Origin of the sequence: Mucilaginibacter tolerans (assembly GCF_030519375.1) — a bacterium.
Taxonomy (GTDB): Bacteria; Bacteroidota; Bacteroidia; order Sphingobacteriales; family Sphingobacteriaceae; genus Mucilaginibacter.
Window position 1 is genome coordinate 207,282 of record NZ_JAUMKB010000001.1, and the last position, 17,217, is coordinate 224,498.

General features: G+C 42.9%; 15 protein-coding genes. 6 read left to right on the plus strand and 9 right to left on the minus strand.

Annotation, left to right across the window (positions count from 1 at the left end; translation table 11 throughout):
• Positions 1-4: 4 nt before the first annotated feature.
• Positions 5-1,507 carry a B12-binding domain-containing radical SAM protein gene (locus Q3A68_RS01125; RefSeq protein WP_302899153.1) on the minus strand — a complete coding sequence of 501 codons (1,503 nt, stop codon included), beginning with the start codon at positions 1,505-1,507 and terminating at the stop codon, positions 5-7.
• Between the two features lie 212 nt (positions 1,508-1,719).
• Here Q3A68_RS01125 and Q3A68_RS01130 point away from each other — a divergent pair, with 212 nt between their 5' ends.
• The 5 genes from Q3A68_RS01130 to Q3A68_RS01150 are packed head-to-tail and all read left to right on the plus strand — an operon-like array spanning position 1,720 to position 6,668.
• Positions 1,720-2,469, plus strand: a complete 750-nt coding sequence (locus Q3A68_RS01130) for a class I SAM-dependent methyltransferase (protein ID WP_302899154.1) — start codon at positions 1,720-1,722, stop codon at positions 2,467-2,469.
• Positions 2,456-3,583, plus strand: a complete 1,128-nt coding sequence (locus Q3A68_RS01135; RefSeq protein ID WP_302899155.1) for an amidohydrolase family protein — start codon at positions 2,456-2,458, stop codon at positions 3,581-3,583. Before Q3A68_RS01130 ends, Q3A68_RS01135 begins: the two co-directional genes overlap by 14 nt.
• An 11-nt stretch (positions 3,584-3,594) precedes the next feature.
• A complete protein-coding gene (locus tag Q3A68_RS01140; protein ID WP_302899156.1) occupies positions 3,595-4,605 on the plus strand; it encodes a polysaccharide deacetylase family protein in 1,011 nt (336 codons plus the stop codon).
• Positions 4,598-5,548: a GNAT family N-acetyltransferase gene (locus Q3A68_RS01145; RefSeq protein WP_302899157.1), complete on the plus strand. Its 951-nt coding sequence runs from the start codon at positions 4,598-4,600 to the stop codon at positions 5,546-5,548. The genes Q3A68_RS01140 and Q3A68_RS01145 overlap by 8 nt, the downstream gene beginning before the upstream one ends.
• Positions 5,549-5,573: 25 nt before the next feature.
• Positions 5,574-6,668, plus strand: coding sequence for a glycosyltransferase family 4 protein (locus Q3A68_RS01150; protein ID WP_302899158.1), 1,095 nt, complete (start codon positions 5,574-5,576; stop codon positions 6,666-6,668).
• On the opposite strand, the gene Q3A68_RS01155 is transcribed toward Q3A68_RS01150, so the two are convergent.
• From Q3A68_RS01155 to Q3A68_RS01170, 4 genes are all read right to left on the minus strand, one after another.
• Entirely contained in the window at positions 6,644-7,720 is a 1,077-nt protein-coding gene (locus tag Q3A68_RS01155; protein ID WP_302899159.1) for a glycosyltransferase, read from the minus strand. The genes Q3A68_RS01150 and Q3A68_RS01155 overlap by 25 nt on opposite strands.
• Positions 7,713-9,374 (minus strand): ABC transporter ATP-binding protein, encoded by a 1,662-nt coding sequence (locus Q3A68_RS01160; RefSeq protein ID WP_302899160.1) that lies wholly within the window; start codon positions 9,372-9,374, stop codon positions 7,713-7,715. Before Q3A68_RS01160 ends, Q3A68_RS01155 begins: the two co-directional genes overlap by 8 nt.
• Before the next feature lie 167 nt (positions 9,375-9,541).
• Positions 9,542-10,309, minus strand: a complete 768-nt coding sequence (locus tag Q3A68_RS01165) for an SDR family NAD(P)-dependent oxidoreductase (protein WP_302899161.1) — start codon at positions 10,307-10,309, stop codon at positions 9,542-9,544.
• Positions 10,310-10,485: 176 nt separating this feature from the next.
• Positions 10,486-12,201: an IlvD/Edd family dehydratase gene (locus Q3A68_RS01170; protein WP_302899162.1), complete on the minus strand. Its 1,716-nt coding sequence runs from the start codon at positions 12,199-12,201 to the stop codon at positions 10,486-10,488.
• A gap of 132 nt (positions 12,202-12,333) precedes the next feature.
• Between Q3A68_RS01170 and Q3A68_RS01175 the strand changes: the two genes are divergently transcribed.
• Entirely contained in the window at positions 12,334-13,710 is a 1,377-nt protein-coding gene (locus tag Q3A68_RS01175) for a S41 family peptidase (RefSeq protein WP_302899163.1), read from the plus strand.
• Positions 13,711-13,812: 102 nt separating this feature from the next.
• Here the strand turns inward: Q3A68_RS01175 and Q3A68_RS01180 are convergent, their stop codons facing one another.
• From Q3A68_RS01180 to Q3A68_RS01195, 4 genes are all read right to left on the minus strand, one after another.
• Positions 13,813-14,586: an L-fucose dehydrogenase gene (locus Q3A68_RS01180; protein ID WP_302899164.1), complete on the minus strand. Its 774-nt coding sequence runs from the start codon at positions 14,584-14,586 to the stop codon at positions 13,813-13,815.
• Positions 14,587-14,673: 87 nt separating this feature from the next.
• Positions 14,674-15,513: an amidohydrolase family protein gene (locus Q3A68_RS01185; RefSeq protein ID WP_302899165.1), complete on the minus strand. Its 840-nt coding sequence runs from the start codon at positions 15,511-15,513 to the stop codon at positions 14,674-14,676.
• Positions 15,500-16,351 carry a fumarylacetoacetate hydrolase family protein gene (locus Q3A68_RS01190; protein WP_302899166.1) on the minus strand — a complete coding sequence of 284 codons (852 nt, stop codon included), beginning with the start codon at positions 16,349-16,351 and terminating at the stop codon, positions 15,500-15,502. Before Q3A68_RS01190 ends, Q3A68_RS01185 begins: the two co-directional genes overlap by 14 nt.
• 67 nt (positions 16,352-16,418) lie before the next feature.
• The gene (locus Q3A68_RS01195; protein ID WP_302899167.1) at positions 16,419-17,183 is read right to left on the minus strand and encodes an SDR family NAD(P)-dependent oxidoreductase; all 765 of its coding nucleotides are present in this window, start codon (positions 17,181-17,183) and stop codon (positions 16,419-16,421) included.
• Positions 17,184-17,217 lie beyond the last annotated feature (34 nt).

Below are 17,217 nucleotides of genomic sequence, written 5' to 3' on the forward strand. Positions count from 1 at the left end.
TTCGTTAAAATCCTTGTATTTCAGGTTGGCGATAACGCCATACCTTATGCAGCAGCTTTATTTCGTATGGATAGTTATATATGCTGGTTCGGTAACGCAACCCGGCTACCGCCTTTATCAGTCTGCGTTTAAGGCTATTCAGCCTGATATCAGTGACAGTCGGGTAGGCTCCATTCAAAACGGTTTCAAAATTTCTTATTTTATCAATCATATCCGGGGTGAGCCATGGTGTAAGCGGGTTTTTGCGCATATCAAAATTCTCCCAGGCAGGGCTTATCCAGTCTTCCAGTACCTGCGGATATTTGAAACCACTGGCCAATACCTGTTTATATAATTCCGAACCCTCGGTCGGCACAGGGCTATAAGTGTATATCACAATTTCAGCGTTGGGATTTACAGCTTTTACCTTTTTTATAAAGTCGATCTCAAAATCTATTTGCGCCTGGACCTGCTCCGTTGTTGGTGCAGGTGTACCCAGAACAAATGAGTATTCAGGGATAATGTCAAACTTCTTTAATCGTTCAGCAAAAGTGAGTATCTGCTCACCGGTCTGGGTACCGCCTTTGTCTAATTGCTCCAGGATATGGTCGTTACCACTTTCGGCGCCAAAGAAGATGCATTTACATCCAGATTCGCGTATCGCAGCCAAAGATGAATCTTTAAACTTATCCATCGTGTCAATACGCGCCATGCCCCACCAGCTCATTTTTTCCGGTTTGATCAGGTTGGCAAACTCAACGGTACGTTTTTCAGAAACAAAAAAATTATTGTCATGAAACTCAACGGCTGTTGCTCCCCATTTGTCCTTAATGTATTTTATATCATTATAAACCGCTTGTGCCGATTTTGCTTTCCACCGGGCCTCAAAAATTGGCACAACAGCGCAAAACGAACAAGTAAAAGGACATCCGATGCTGGAATGATAGGCCATTGTTTTTTCGCCCAGGTAAGTTTTGCCCAGCAGTCTGCTGATAGGGTAAAATTCATTCAGCTTATCGTATGGCAAAGGCGGTAAAGTATCCTGCTCCATCAGATCTTCTTTTGGCGTTTTGATGATCTTTCCGTCAGTGGCCTGGTAGATCAAATTTTTGATAAACTCGAAAGGCTTGTCGTTCTCCAATGCATCTATCAATGCCGGGAAAGCATGATCACCAGGTCCATTAATGACAAAATCGACATAGTGTGAGTATAAAACTGTTTCCGATTGGGTCGACGGAAAGTATCCTCCCCAAATCATTTTGGTATGAGGGTAACGCTCCTTAATAGACTTTGCAATCGGAATAGCCTGCCTTAACTGCGGACCGGGCATCACTGTAAAACCCAGGTATCTGAAATTACCGGTATCCAGGTAGCTTTCGATTTTCCTCAGCGGGTCGGCTTCGCAATTACCATCAACTATTACCCAATCGTGCTTACCTTCAATGGAGGCTGCAATACTTAATATGGAGTTCGGGATGCGATGTTTCGCATCGGCGCTTTTGGGATTAAATAACAGTATTTTGCTCATTATAACAGGTTCCGAAACATTATAAAACAGATGGATAAACAGCAGCAGATCAGCGACCTGCTGCCAATCTATTAACCCCTATCAACTTAGTATCCATCTGAATTACGAAATCGAAACTAATGCAGTTGCCTGAACAGCGAAATAAAAATTTAGTTGGGCAACCAATAGTTATTAAGTAGCGTAAATGCTATCAAAACCCTTATATAAACGAAGTGATATCGACCCTCAGAAATATCAGGAAACGACTGTTCAAGCCTGGTGTTATTGAAAAAAACTCATCAGACGCATATGACCTATGGTCGGAAAATTATGATGCACAACCAGGCAACCTGATGCTCGATCTTGATGAGGTGCTATTCTCTCAATTGCTCGATAAAAAGATCATCCACAATAAATCTGTTGCTGACATAGGCTGCGGAACAGGGAGGCACTGGCCAAAGGTTTTAAAATTAGCGCCTGCACAACTCACCGGTTTTGATGTATCTGAGGGGATGTTAAACAAACTGCAGGAAAAGTTTTCGAGTGCAAATACTTATAAAATAAATGACAACTTATTATCAAACCTGCGGGATGCTGCATTTGATACTATTATATCAACTCTTACGGTTGCTCATATAGAAAATATTGAACAGGCTTTACTGGCATGGTGCCGTATCCTTAAACCATCAGCGGATATTATTATCACGGACTTTCATCCAACATTGCTTGCTTTTGGCGGTAAGCGAACATTTAAACACCACAATGAACGATTAGCCATAACGAACTACGTTCATGCTGTTGGCACCATAAAAGATTTGCTTTACCAAGATGGTTTCCGGCTGATCTGGGAGGAAGAGATCAGCATAGACGAAACGGTAAAACATTATTATGCTGATCAGAATGCTTTGAGCGTGTATGAACAGTTTAAGGGTTTCCCGGTGATATATGGTATTCATTTAAGGCGCGGCAATGATCCTGAGTAATGTTAGGGTGGCCTCAACGGGTCAGAAGGTTAGTATCAGGGTAAAGGGCAGTAAAATCGCACAAGTTTTGCCCGGCCATTTTCATGACAAAACGGATGAATTGAACCTGGCTTTGGACGACACCATTGTTTTCCCCGGATTGATCAACTCTCACGATCACCTTGAGTTCAATTTATTCCCTCCGCTTGCGGGAAGGACATTCAAAAACTATACAGAATGGGGTGTATATATACACCTGAAGCATAAAGACGTGATCGACCGGGTACTGCAGATACCTGAGAAATTGCGTATTCAATGGGGCATTTATAAAAATCTGCTCTGTGGAGTGACAACCGTGGTGAATCATGGAAAAAAGATCAATGTATCAAATGATCTGATCACCGTTTACCAGGAATGCCAATCTATCCATTCTGTGCATTTTGAAAAAAGATGGCGGTTTGCATTGAATAACCCGCTTAAAAAGAGCTTACTGGCTGTGGTTCATAGTGGCGAAGGCACGGATGCAGCAGCCTCCAGCGAGATCGATCTGCTAATTAAAAACAACTTATTTAAACGGTCCATAGTTGCAGTACACGGTGTCGCCATGAATGAAAAGCAGGCAAAGCAATTTAAAGCATTGGCCTGGTGCCCGGAATCGAACTATTTTTTGCTCGGCAAAACGGCACCTGTAGACTGCCTGAAGGACCATCTGCCTATACTTTTCGGAACAGATTCAACACTTACCGGTGATTGGAATATCTGGAACCATATCCGCAAGGCTAAGCAAACGGAACTACTATCCGGACAAGAGCTTTATGAAAGCCTGACGATCAACCCTGCCTCCACTTGGAGACTAAGAGCAGGAGACATTGAAGAAGATAGGGATGCCGACCTGGTATTGTCAAAAGCGGAATCATTTTTTACAACCGATCCGCAGAATATACTATTGGTGATACATAAAGGTAATATCAGTTTGTTTGACGAAGCTTTACTTCCACAACTCACAGCCATAAATACCACCGAGTATAGTTTGATCAGTGTGGGCAACAGCAACAAATATGTGAAAGGCGATTTACCCGCGCAAATGACCAGGATCAAACAATATTACCCTGAAGCGGTTTTCCCCATTAATTAATTACCCTGGTTATGATGCCGGCCCAAAGAATAGGAACAAAACTATATAGGGAAGCCAAATATTTTGGCAGAGACATCAGCCATTTGCTGGGCTTTGATGAAGGCTTTTTCCGCAATGCCAGGGGAAGCCGTATTGTGATCTATCATGGTGTGTGCCTCACCGACCACACCCGCTTTAATCCCATTTTTATAAAACTGAAAACGCTTGAAAAGCACTTTCAATTTTATAAAAAATACTTCAATGTGGTTTCTCTAAACGATTATTACGAGCAGAAATTCAGTGAGGATAAGTTCAACATTTGCATCACCTTTGATGATGGTTATGCAAATAATCATAAGTATGTATTATATTTATTAGCGAAATATCAATTACCCGCTACATTTTTTATCACCGCGATAAGAAATGAGGGATTTGATATTTTGTGGAACGACTTTTTGGGCATGGTTCAGGTGTATGGGCCTAAACAGTTGTATTACAATGATCAATGGTTTGAAAAAAATCGTTTTAATCAGTATTTTTCCGAACAAAACGGTGAAAAATTCGTAGAAATGCTTCGTTCGGGTGGCTTTGATGTTAAGCAAGAGATGATGAATCTATTATACCCGCTGGCACCTTACCGGGACAGCAAACCTGACAATGAAGACTACTGGCTGCAAATGACCCCACAGCAGATCAGGGAGTTATCGTTATCACCGTTTACAACAATAGGTTCTCATGGTTATTATCACAACGACCTGGCACGAATAAATATTAATGATGCTTCGCAAGAAATGGTCCGCTCCAAGCAATACCTCGAAAATATAATAGATCAGCCCGTAAACAGCCTGGCGTTCCCATATGGTTCGTATAATAGGGGTGTGATCCGTGCGTCTAAAAATGCAGGATACAGCCAATTGCTTTGTACGGACTTCAACTCGAGCGAAGATCTTACAGATACTACCATGAGGGAACGGTTTACGGTAAACCCGTTCATCAATACCCTTAATCAGATGCGTGCAACAGTAACCCGGAGATATGAGTGAGATAATCCAGATGAAGGGGTACCATATTGAAAGGTTGAGCAAGGCAAATATAAATGCCCTGGAAAAGTTATATCACGAGGTATACGGCCGCTTTAATCCTCCCGGTTACTATAGAAAAAAATACGACACTTCTTATACAGGTGTCGAGCATGTGGGCTACATTGCTTTTAATGAGCGGCATAACCCGATAGCCTACTATGGCGTTATCCCTTGTTTTATCCGGTATGGCGATCAACTGTACCTGGCTGCCCAATCGGCTGATACCATGACACATCCCAAGTATCAATTTAAAGGGCTGTTCGTGCAACTGGCCAATCTCACTTTCGACTTGTGTATAGAAGAAGGGATAAGTCTGGTATTTGGGTTCCCGAATCAAAACTCGCTGCATGGCTTCCTGGTAAGGTTGAAATGGCAAATGACCGAAACACTGGCTTATTATAATATACCTACCGGTATAGTTTCGTTGGAAGGCATTACAAGAAGAATCCCGTTTCTGAAGAAAGTGTATGAGCATTATCAGGAATATGTTCTGAGAGACTACATATTGCCCAGAAAGGGTATTGAAAACGCGGTATTTAAAGAGGGTTTTGCCGGGGTGAACAGGAACGCGCTTTACCTGAATTATAAAATGTACAGTGACACGCGTGTAATAAGAATAGGTGATGCCATTTTATGGATAAAAATAAAAAACGGGCTGATTGTAGGTGATGTAAGTTGCCCGTCGGGTGAGTTTGACAGCATGCTGATCGACCTGAAAAAACTGGCCATGAAGCTTGGGTTGAAGAATATACAATTTCACACCAGTCACCAGACAAGACTATCATGGCTGCTTTCGTCCAGGTATCCGGCTGAGCCTTCATTTTATGTACTTTTTAAAGATCTGGGTTCACGTATCCCGTTGGATAAGATTAAATTCACCTACGCAGACGTAGACACCTTCTGATGCTTGTTGCCTTTAAATTCACATTATGAAATATGTTTTTGCCGGATATGTTTATACGGGCGATTATAACTTACCCCAGGCCTGGCTCGAACGAATAAAGGCATATACCGGCATACTGGAAGCATTGGCCAAACAAAACATCGTAATAAGCATCCAGCAAATAGATTACGAAGGTCAATATGATAAGAACGGCGTTAAATATTATTTTAAAAGGTTCGGATCTCCTGCCTATTTCCCTTCTCCGTTACATGGTTTTATTAAAAGTTTGAAACCTGATGTAGTGATCGTACAAAGCTTTAACCATCCGTTTCAGGTAATACAGTTGCGCTTTTTACTTGGAAAAGGCACAAAGGTTATCGTTCACAATCATGCTGAACTGCCATTTACCGGGATTAAAAAGTATCTGCAAAGATTGGCCGACAAATATGTAAATGCTTATTTATTTGCCTCGCATAATATGGGTCTCGGATGGGTGCAGAAAGGGAATATTGGTTCAGCCAATAAAATACACGAGGTGATGGAGGTATCATCAGCATTTGCGCCAATGGATAAGGAGGTTGGCAGGCAAAAAACTGGCGTGACTGAAGGGTTAATCTTTCTTTGGGTTGGACGGCTTAATGCCAATAAAGACCCGCTGACAGTATCAAAAGCATTTCTTGAATTTGCTGCGGCGAAACCATCGGCAAGACTATACATGATCTATCACACTGAGGAATTGCTAAACGATGTAAAAGAGATGATAAATAAATCTCCGCAAAAAAACGCAATAACCTTGATAGGCAGAGTTCCACATGATGAACTGCAATATTGGTTCAATAGCGCTGATATTATTTTATCCGGCTCGCATTATGAAGGCAGCGGAACAGCGGTTTGTGAGGCAATGTCGTGTGGATGTATGCCTATAGTTACGGATATTGACTCATTCAGAATGATAACCAATAATGGCAAATGCGGTCTGTTATATGAGGCGGGAAATGCAGCAAAATTATTGGAAGCGCTAAATCAAACCAGCAAAATAAGCATCGCTCAAAAGCAAAAAGCTTCACTGGAATATTTCAGATCAAATCTCTCGTTTGAGGCCATTGCTTCACGAATTCAGGAGATAGCGGGATCGCTGTAATCAAATAGCTTCATGATTTTACTGCAAGTATCTTCAATTACATAGGGGGCGATGTTCCCATGATTGCAAAACGGGCCTTCCAGTATTTTTTTTATCATATTCACCATATCATCGGGCGTTTTGGCAAAATGCCAATTCTTTATGGGCAGGTCCATCGGTTTTACAAAACTTACCACCTGTGCACCCGCATACAAGGCTTCCAGGCAAACCACGCCCAGGCCCTCATACGATGAAGGATGCACAAACATTTTTGCCCGCTGCATCAAAGCCAAAACAGCAGTATGGGGCAACTCGCCTGTCAGTTCTATATTTTTTTCCAAACGATAGTCTTTTATCAGCATATCCAATAAATGCCGCTCCGGTCCGTCACCACAAATAACTGCGCGGATATCGGGAAAGTAAATGTGAAGTGTGCCGATCATATTAATCAGCAGAGAATAAAGCTTTAATGGTATGAACGATCCAACACCCAATATGTCTATATCCCGTTTCTTAGCAGGTTCGCCGAACAGTGCCGGATCGATCCCCACCGGGATAACATGAGCCGGCATTATAGCGTAATTATTTTTAACCTCGTTCGCTATAAAATCCGACAAAGCAATAAGGTTTTCAGCCCTGGGTTTTACCCACCTGAAATATTTATTACCTGGTTTGGCATCCTGTCCTAATATCCAGCAGAAATGTTTCAGATTTTTTTTTTCCGCAAACTTATCTGCAATCAAGGCACAATCGCCCATCCAAAAACTTAGCAGACCAACAATTTGAAATTGCTTATTTAATCTTCGTAATGTTAGCCATACCCGCAGCCAGTTGTTTAAGCGTATCAGCCCTCCCCTGTTTGCCCCGCCAAAAGAAATAACTGATACATTGTTCCATTGATAGGATACAGAATGAAAAGGGTACTCGAATGTTAATACTATAATATTTAAGGCTGGATATAACGCCTTCAGGTTCCTTACAAAAACTTGCTGCGGAGGAATACAGGTGCTATCGGCTTCGTTTTTGGGGAAACCGGGGCTCAGTATGACCAGTGTTTTTTTCAGTTCAATCATCCAGCGAAACTATTTTATTGCAGAAAGACAATCCTGTTTTGTTATGAGTTATGAACAAGATCATTTTGCCATTTTGTGTAAGTTGTTTTAATTTTCCGAGTATCTCATTTTCACTCTGCTGGTCCATTTCGCCAAAAGGTTCATCCATTATCAGCAGGTCAAAGTCATGATACAAGGCCCTCGCCAGCATAATCCGCTGACGTTGTCCGCCGCTCAGATTTTTACCGTTTTCGGTAATTATTCTTTCAATGCCCTCCGGATACTGGCTGATCAGGTTATCCAATCCACTTGTTATGATTACTTCATCCAATCGGTTATCATCATAGTCGTTTTCCTGGAGAGTAATGTTACTTTTTATAGAATCATGCAGCAAAAAAGGTTGTTGTTTGATGTAGGATATCCGGTTGTGCCAGCCAAATCTGTCTTTTGCATTGGTGGTCTGATTATTAACGTAAACTACTCCGTCTTCCTGTTCAATAAAGCCAAGTAGAATATGAATCAGCGTTGTTTTACCGCGACCCGAACCGGCTGACAAACCAATAAAATCGCCGGCGATTATTTCAAGGCTCATCCCGTTTAAAATGAAGCGATCATGATATCTGTAGTGTATTTTTTCAAGACGAATTGACCGGAGATGTTCTGTGTGCTGGAGGGTTACATTGTTTGTTACCTGGTGGTCTTTCAACAGGTCATCCAAAACAAACTCATAGGTTTTCATCTGTCCGGCACTATTGATAATCTTTACAATACCGGGTATAATTTTATAAGCGGCGGCCAAAAATATGCTGATGGTAAGCAGATCGATAGCCGGAGTATCAGCCGACCAATTATTGATCAGTATAAGGATAAAAAAACCGAGAATAGCGAAGACTTCAATCAATCGCGAAGGCAGATATTGTAATGATTGCTGTGTGCAGATATAGTGGTTTAACTGTTGCTGCTGATGATAATAGCGCCCTACGAAGAAATCGCCTTTATCATAGATGTTACTTTCGATATAGCCTGATAAAGCCTCTTTCAAATTTTTTAGTGTATCGGCGTTCGTCTGTTTGATATGCTGACGGACACTATTATATCGTTTTTTTAAAATCCAGCCTAATGAAACGACTGCAGGCATCAGCAGAATAAATAATAACAGGAATAGTGTGGCGTGGTACAATAAGATAGCCGCTAGCGCAAAGATCACCAATACGCTTTGAGAAATAATCTGCTGAAAATTGGTCAGGATATAATGGCTGAATTCGATGGGTTGATTGCTGATCTTTCGGATGTAAACTGCCGAGTCAATATTAACAAAGCTTAGATAGTCCTTTTTTAAAAATTGCCTAATACCTTTTTCAGACAATCGCGTTGCAGTATTATAAATAAAACTATAACGGGCTGACGCGATCCAATAAGCAACCATGTTTTTTATACCAAACAGTATAAAAAACAAAGTAATGAATAACACTGATTGCTGATCTCTTAGCGAAGGCGGCAGCCAGGAAGTATAATGGGGCACCGAACTTTTAACATAAAAATTGATAACCAGGACGGTTAAACCAAGAAATGCAATATCAAGCGCGCTGATTAGTATATCAAAAAAGATGAGCAGGAACAGTTTTGCCCGCTCTTTCTGATCCAGAACATTTAATATGCCTGATAAAAATCGCACCAATAATAATTAAAATAGAGTGACAGCTTGCAAACAGCTTTAATTGGGTTACGGACAGATTCCAGGTATGGTTGCCTAAGACACGAGTTCAAGATTTGTGGGAATCCAACAGGATCATATTCAAGGTTATCAAATCAAGTCAATCTATAAAACCCTATAATCGTGTTTTAATAGGGCGATGGGCTTGTAGCTGTCCAGCCGCCGTCTACTACCAAGCTCTGTCCAGTGATGTGGCGCGACTCGGGCAGCACGAAAAAGAGCACTGCATTGGCTATATCTTCTACTATAGCCGCACGTCCCATAGGAGTAATACGCTTCCAGGTTTGCTCGTAGGAATTATCCTGTAAAGTGCGCTCGGTTAAAGTGGCGCCGGGTGCGACGGTATTGATCGAAATATTTAATGGTGATAGCTCCAGCACCAAACTTTTAGCCAGCATTTCGAGTCCGGCTTTAGTCATGCCGTAAGCCGCCAGGTTTTTATGCGCCTGGTGACCGGTAACCGACGACATCAGCAAGATACTACCGCCGCTACCCTGTTTCTTCATTTGTATAGCCGATTTCTGCGCCAGAAAGAAACTACCGAACAGGTTCAGGTTGATCACACTTTGTAAAGCCTCGGGCTGATATTCCAGGAATTCGCCATATGAAGTAATTCCCGCGTTGGCAATAGTGACAGTAAGAAACCCATACTTGCGAACAGCCTCATCCACCATCTGCCGGATAAAATTAATATCGGCAGCATCACCCGGAAAAGGATGGCATTTACCCCCCATTGCCGAAATAACCGCTGCTGCCCGATTGGCTAAAGCCGCATCTATATCGTTTAGTATTACTGCCGCACCGCTCATGGCCATTTGCCGGGCAATTTCGAAGCCAATGCCCTGTCCTGCTCCGGTTATAATGGCTACCTGGTTGGTGAATCTGTCGTCTGTCATAGATTTGGTATTTTAAACAACTTGTCATTTCGACGAACTGAAAAGAAGGTGCGTTGGGGTGAGGAGAAATCTTCTGCAACTGCATAGTTCGCATCGTAAATTGTAGAAGATTTCTCTCCGCCGCTGCCCTCCGTCCCGGCCGCTCATCGAAATGACATTTTTATTTACAACTCTCTTCAATGCGAATCCTTATGTATTTCACTGCCACTGCTACCTTTTAAAAAATCCATATCGGCACCTAAGTGCGATTGCTCCACATGGCTTTGATAAAGATATACATAGCCACGGGTGGCTAAATCGGTATTCAGTATTAGATGTTGCTTTCGTTTGGAAATCTCTTCCGTAGAAAGCTGCACATTCAGCGATCGGTTCTTAAAATCAAGTTCGATGATATCCCCGCTTTGAATGATAGCAAAGGTTCCGCCTAAAGCTGCCTCTGGCGATACATGTAGCGCCACCGTTCCGAAACCCGTTCCGCTCATGCGGCCATCAGAGATGCGCACCATATCGGTTACGCCTTTATCTAATAGCTTTTTAGGGATTGACATATTGCCAACCTCAGGCATACCTGGATAACCTTTTGGCCCCACATTTTTGAGCACCATTACGCTATTTTCATCAATATCGAGATCAGGATCGTCCACCCGCGATTTATAATCGTCAATATTTTCAAAAACCACTGCTTTTCCGGTATGCTGGAGTAATGCCGGAGTTGCGGCCGATGGCTTCATTACGGCGCCATGTTCGCATATATTTCCCTTTAAAACAGTAATGCCAGCCAATGGATTGAAAGGTGCACCCATAGTGGCGATCACGTCCCGATTATAGCAAGTACTGTTTTGATAATGATTGGAGATCGGCTTTCCCGTAACCGTCAAAGCATCACGATTAAGCTTAGCATCCAATTCCTTCATCACAGCCGGGATGCCACCTGCATAATACAGGTCTTCCATAAAATACTTACCTGATGGCTGTAAATTGGCCAGCAAAGGAATACCCTTTGCACTGGTGTCAAAATCATCAATAGTAAGATCAACACCGATGCGCCCCGCTATAGCCAGCAAATGAATAATAAAATTGGTTGAACCGCCTATTGCAGCATTAGTGATAACGGCATTTTCAAAAGCCTCCCGTGTCAAAACATCGGATAATTTCAGGTCTTCGCGCACCATATCGACAATTCTAATTCCGGACATATGCGCCAAAACTTTCCTGCGCGAATCAGCCGCGGGAATAGCGGCATTCTCGGGTAAAGTCAGTCCTAACGCCTCGGCCATTACAGCCATGGTAGATGCTGTACCCATCACCGCACAATGCCCCCTGCTACGCGACATGCAGGCCTCGGCGATATTCATTTCTTCTTCCGTCATGCGGCCCGAGCGCTGGGCTTCGGAGAAACGCCAAACATCGGATGTGGCAATATCGTGCCCCTGGTATTTGCCGGTCAGCATTGCACCGCCGGATACAACTATTGTGGGTATATTTACACTGCAGGCTCCCATAATAAGCGCCGGAGTGGTTTTATCGCAGCCGCAAAGTAATACCACGCCATCTAATGGGTTAGCGCGGATAGATTCTTCTACATCCATGCTCACCAGGTTGCGGTAAAGCATCGCTGTTGGTTTTATCAGTGTTTCCCCCAGAGACATTACGGGGAATTCCACCGGGAAACCACCGGCCTCATAGATGCCATGTTTCACTGATTCGGCCAGTTCGCGAAAATGGGCATTACAGGGTGTAAGCTCCGACCATGTATTGCATATACCGATAACAGGCTTACCTTTAAACTCATGCGCAGGTATGCCCTGGTTTTTCATCCACGAACGGTAGATAAACCCATCCTTTCCGGTACGTCCAAACCATTCGCTGCTGCGCAGCTTTTTATCCTTCATTATTCAGATCGTATAATACGGTAAAGTTAAAACATTGTAGTTCGGTTTATCTTACTCTACCCATTTTTTTAAGTCTGCTGCAACTTTTCTGTTTAAATTCACATCTTGTAAATGGAAACATAATCGTCCTTTATGAAAAGAACCTTTAGCGTCTTAGCCTTATTCATTTTTGCCACGTCAAACACTTTTAGCCAATCGCTTTCTGAAAGAAAATTTTCGCAACAACAATTAAAAGAGGATCTCGCTTATTTAAGACAACAACTCTTTAATGTCCATATTAATCCCTATACCGAGCTGAATAAAGAACAGTACGAACAGTTATTTGCCTCAATCAATACAAAATTAAAAGACTCGCTTTCCGCAACTGATTTTCTGAAACTGGTAAAGCCCACCATCGCCTATTTATCCGATGAGCACGCCGGTATATCGTTGCAAACGAAAATGTTAACTAAAAGCTACCAGAATGAACCTGTGTTTTGCCCGCTTTCTTTAACTAAAGACGGAAACAATTATAAGATAACTAAGGTGCTGTCAGGTCAGGCGGATTTATTGGGGAAAAGAGTGGCAAAAATTGATGGAGTAGCAATCGAAGGAGTTCTAAACAAATGCGCACTGTACGCCGCAGGATACCCCGATCAGCGTAAAGAAAAGGCTTTGACGCAATTTGGAAGTTTATACACGCTGTCCCTGACCGGTGTTCAACATCGGTTTATTATCAAAACATCTGAAGGCAAGAACATTACTATCCAGGGTGTTACTCTGCAAACCTGGCTGGACGAACTGAGCAAACAAACCGGCTGGAATGACGCTTGTAATGAAGCAATATCTTATCAAAAAATTGATGACGCGGGTTACATTTATGCCTGCTCGTTCGGCGTCAGCGATACAAAGATGGACTCGCTGAAAAACAAGCTCAATACAATCTTTGAGCAGGTTCAAAAGGACAATGTTAAATATTTATTTATCGATGTAAGCAAAAATGGCGGGGGTAATTCAATGGTAGGAAATGTGCTGATCGATTATTTTTATGATAAATCATACGGAACATACCGTTGCGACTGGAAGAAGAGTGAAGAGTATTTAAAGCTGCTTAAATCATGGGGAGGTAATCCCGGGGATCAATATAATAATGCAGCCGATGGTGACGTATTACATTTTTTGCCGGATACGGTTGATGCTGCCCCAAATCCCTATCGTTTTAAGGGAAAAGTATTTGTAGTTGTGGGTAATGGCACGTTTTCGAGCGCGATTATGTTTGCCACGATGATAAAGGATAATCATATTGCCACCCTGGCAGGACAAATTCCTGCTAACGGCCATCCGAACCACTTTGGTGAAATGTACAATACCAAGCTACCGAATACGAGAATTGACCTGCGTTTTGGTGTAAAGGAATGGATACGGCCGAGCGGCGAAAAAGTCGACAATAACCTACATCCTGACATTTTGGTTGATCCTTCTGAAAGCAGGGAGGAGTTGGTAAAAGAGGTGATTGAGAGGGCGAAGTAAAAGAATATCAAAGCGCGGGCGTCATGCTGAGCTCGTCGAAGTATGGTGGGCAAGCCTTTACTCGCTATCCTTCGGCAGGCTCCGCACGACATCCAATATTACTTAGCTTATTGCCCTGTCCAAATGCGTATAGCCTCCATCAACATGAATCAACTGACCAGTAGTATGGCTTGATTTTTCGGACAACAGGAAAGCTACCATATTGGCTATCTCTTCGCAGGTGGTCATTCGCTGCTCCAAAGGAATTTTGGAAACAATGGATTTAAGCTTTTCATCCGGATCAGGCAAAGTCTTTATCCAATTTGCATACAATGGCGTCCAGCATTCGGCTACAATAACCGCATTTACACGGATACCATAAGGCAACAGCTCTACGGCCCATTCGCGTGTCAAAGCGTTACGGCCACCATTTGATGCAGCATAAGCCGATGTATTCCCCTGACCGGTTTCTGCTGTTTTTGAACCGATATTAACTATTGCGCCTTTGCTTTTTTTCAGTTCGGGAAGTGCGTGATGTGCCAGCAGATAATAATGCACCAGGTTTTTATGCAGCGATGCCATAAACTGCTCATAGTTGCCTTTTTCTAACCCCACCCCATCGTTTACCCCAGCATTATTTACGAGGCCATCTATATGTCCATATTTTTCGATGATGGATTTAACGGCATTTTCGCATTGGGTAGGATCGGTCAGCTCGGCCACAATCTGAGAAGCCTTTCCGTTAAGCTCATCAACTACTTTCATGTTATCCTGTTCGCTGCGACCAATAATAACTGGGAAGGCCCCTTCTGCTGCCAGCACTTTTACAATACCCTCGCCAATACCTTTGGCACCGCCGCTTACAATTATGATTTTATCCTTGAGTTGAAGATCCATTCTATTTTAGGTTTCGTACCTACGGCACGCAATTGGTTTTGTTATTTATCTACCAAGCTTTAGCCCCTGCAGGGCCGTCTCCTGGAATTATTCTGTTAGGTTATAAAATTCGATGGCGTTACCGCCGTAAAACTGCGCCTGCTCCCTTTCGGAGAAGCGCGAAGTATAAATTTGCAATATCTCCAACGCCCGGTTGTAGCCGCCTGCCAGTTTGCAAACCGGCCAGTCTGAGCCATATATCACCCTGTTAATGCTAAAGGCATTGAAAACTGTATCCAGGTATGGCATAAAATCTTCCGTTTTCCATGAATACCAATCAGCCTCCGTAAGCATCCCTGATACTTTGCAATACACGTTCAAGTGTTTTGATAACGCTTCAATATCACGTTTCCAGCTATCAATTTCTTTTGTTTTAATATGTGGTTTGGCCAAGTGGTCCACCACAAACTTCTGGTCGGGAAACTCAGCGGCCAATTGTGCAGCATACTTCAGATGCTTTGGATAAATCAGGATATCGTAGGTGAAATTGTATTTGTTCAACAACGAAATACCATTTGTAAAACTATCCCTGAGCATCAGCTGATCATCCGGATCAGATTGCAGTACATGCCGAAAACCTTTCATTTTTGGGTATCGTTCATGATAATACTTCAGCTTATCTTCTACTTTTATCGACTGCAAATTCACCCACCCCACTACGCCTTTTATAAAACTATACTGATCGGCTAATTCGAGCATGAAATGGTTGTCCTCGTCCATATGGCAGGTTTGCACCACAACCGTTCCGTCGATATTGTTACGCTCTAATAAAGGCAACAGATCGTTAGGCAAAAAATCCCGCGCTATGACAGACATGTCACTGTTGATCCAGTTGTCTCTTACCGGGTCGAATTTCCAGAAATGCTGATGTGCATCAATCCTTTGCATATGCTACCAGTTTTTGCGTTGCCGAGCCCAAACCGTCAATTCCTAATTCCACAACGTCGCCTGGTTTTAGGTATATGTTTGGTTTCATTCCCAAACCTACACCGGCTGGTGTACCTGTCGATATAATATCACCAGGCAAAAGAGTCATGAACTGGCTGGTATAGCTGATCAGGTGCGGAATGTTAAATATAAAGTTTGCTGTCGTACCGTCCTGCATGATTTGGCCATTCAGTTTGAGCCAAAGACGAAGCTTATGCGGATCACTTATCTCATCAGGTGTTGCCATAAATGGACCAATCGGCGCGAAAGTATCGCAGCCTTTTCCTTTGTCCCATGTGCCGCTGCGCTCCAATTGAAATTCGCGCTCCGAAACATCATTATGCAATACATAACCGGCTACGTAATCCATTGCATCACCTTCATCTACATAACTTGCTTTTTTGCCGATCACAACTGCCAGCTCTACTTCCCAGTCTGTTTTTATAGAATTCTTAGGGATCACGATATTATCATTCGGGCCAACAATCGCAGTAGTGGACTTGATAAATATCACCGGCTCAGATGGTGGCGTAGCGTTAGTTTCCCTGGCGTGATCAACATAATTTAAACCAATACATACGATCTTAGACGGACGACCCAGGGGGCATCCCAGACGTACATCATCACCCACTTCAGGCAAATCGTTGCTTTTTATAAAAGCAGCAAGCTTGTTCAGGCCATCGGTCTCAAAAAATTTCTCATCATAGTCCCCGCCAAATGCCGAGGTATCATATCGTCTATCGTTAATCAGGACGCCTGTTTTCTCTTTACCGGCTTCGCCGAATCGGATTAATTTCATAAATAAAAATAGTTATTTTATTATCATTCTGGATAGAGGCGATATGCATCGCGTCTCTATATTCATTTTAGGTATTGATCTTTATAAAGCCACCGTCGATGGGGTAATCGCAGCCGGTGATAAAACCCGCTTCATCGGAGCACAAGTACAATGCTAGTGCTGCTATTTCCTCAGGTTTACCCATACGGCCTATAGGCTGGCTTTTTGATAGTTTCTCGAATATTTCCTGCTGGTTGTCAGGATAATTTTTGGCAATAAATCCATCAACAAACGGGGTATGCACGCGCGCAGGCGAAATGCTATTGCAACGGATATTATCGTGCAGGTAATCGCGGGCTACAGACAGGGTCATCGCAAAAATTGCACCCTTGCTGGTTGAGTATGCAAATCTATCTACCAAACCAACGCTTGCTGCAATGGATGCGGTATTCAAAATCACACCGCCCCCTTTAGCTTTCATCAAGGGAATTGCCGCAAACAGACAGTTGTACGCGCCCTTCACGTTCACATTCATCACCCGGTCGAAATCTGCCTCACTGGTAGTGGCCGCTGCACCAACATGTGCAATACCGGCATTATTTACCAGGATTTCTACCTGACCAATTGCTTTAAAAGTATCTACAACCTGCGGCTGCTGACTCACATTACAAATATGATAGGAGGCCAGGCCGCCGTTGTTTTGTATCTCGCTCACAGTAGCAGATGCTGACGGCTCATCAAGATCGATAATATGTACCGCGGCACCCTGCTTTGCAAAAAGCTCGGCGATAGCCCTGCCTATCCCACTTCCGCCACCTGTTATAACTGCTGATTTATTTTGTAATGAAAACATATTTGTTATATCGAATTTCGAATGGTCGATTTCG

Bases quoted from the DNA above. Each gene is read 5' to 3' on its own strand.
- Q3A68_RS01175 (WP_302899163.1), top strand. From the start codon at position 12,334: ATGAAAAGAACCTTTAGCGTCTTAGCCTTATTCATTTTTGCCACGTCA.
- Q3A68_RS01150 (WP_302899158.1), top strand. From the start codon at position 5,574: ATGAAATATGTTTTTGCCGGATATGTTTATACGGGCGATTATAACTTA.
- Q3A68_RS01140 (WP_302899156.1), top strand. From the start codon at position 3,595: ATGATGCCGGCCCAAAGAATAGGAACAAAACTATATAGGGAAGCCAAA.
- Q3A68_RS01180 (WP_302899164.1), bottom strand. From the start codon at position 14,586: ATGGATCTTCAACTCAAGGATAAAATCATAATTGTAAGCGGCGGTGCC.
- Q3A68_RS01135 (WP_302899155.1), top strand. From the start codon at position 2,456: ATGATCCTGAGTAATGTTAGGGTGGCCTCAACGGGTCAGAAGGTTAGT.
- Q3A68_RS01195 (WP_302899167.1), bottom strand. From the start codon at position 17,183: ATGTTTTCATTACAAAATAAATCAGCAGTTATAACAGGTGGCGGAAGT.
- Q3A68_RS01145 (WP_302899157.1), top strand. From the start codon at position 4,598: ATGAGTGAGATAATCCAGATGAAGGGGTACCATATTGAAAGGTTGAGC.
- Q3A68_RS01125 (WP_302899153.1), bottom strand. From the start codon at position 1,507: ATGAGCAAAATACTGTTATTTAATCCCAAAAGCGCCGATGCGAAACAT.
- Q3A68_RS01170 (WP_302899162.1), bottom strand. From the start codon at position 12,201: ATGAAGGATAAAAAGCTGCGCAGCAGCGAATGGTTTGGACGTACCGGA.
- Q3A68_RS01190 (WP_302899166.1), bottom strand. From the start codon at position 16,351: ATGAAATTAATCCGATTCGGCGAAGCCGGTAAAGAGAAAACAGGCGTC.
- Q3A68_RS01165 (WP_302899161.1), bottom strand. From the start codon at position 10,309: ATGACAGACGACAGATTCACCAACCAGGTAGCCATTATAACCGGAGCA.
- Q3A68_RS01155 (WP_302899159.1), bottom strand. From the start codon at position 7,720: ATGATTGAACTGAAAAAAACACTGGTCATACTGAGCCCCGGTTTCCCC.
- Q3A68_RS01185 (WP_302899165.1), bottom strand. From the start codon at position 15,513: ATGCAAAGGATTGATGCACATCAGCATTTCTGGAAATTCGACCCGGTA.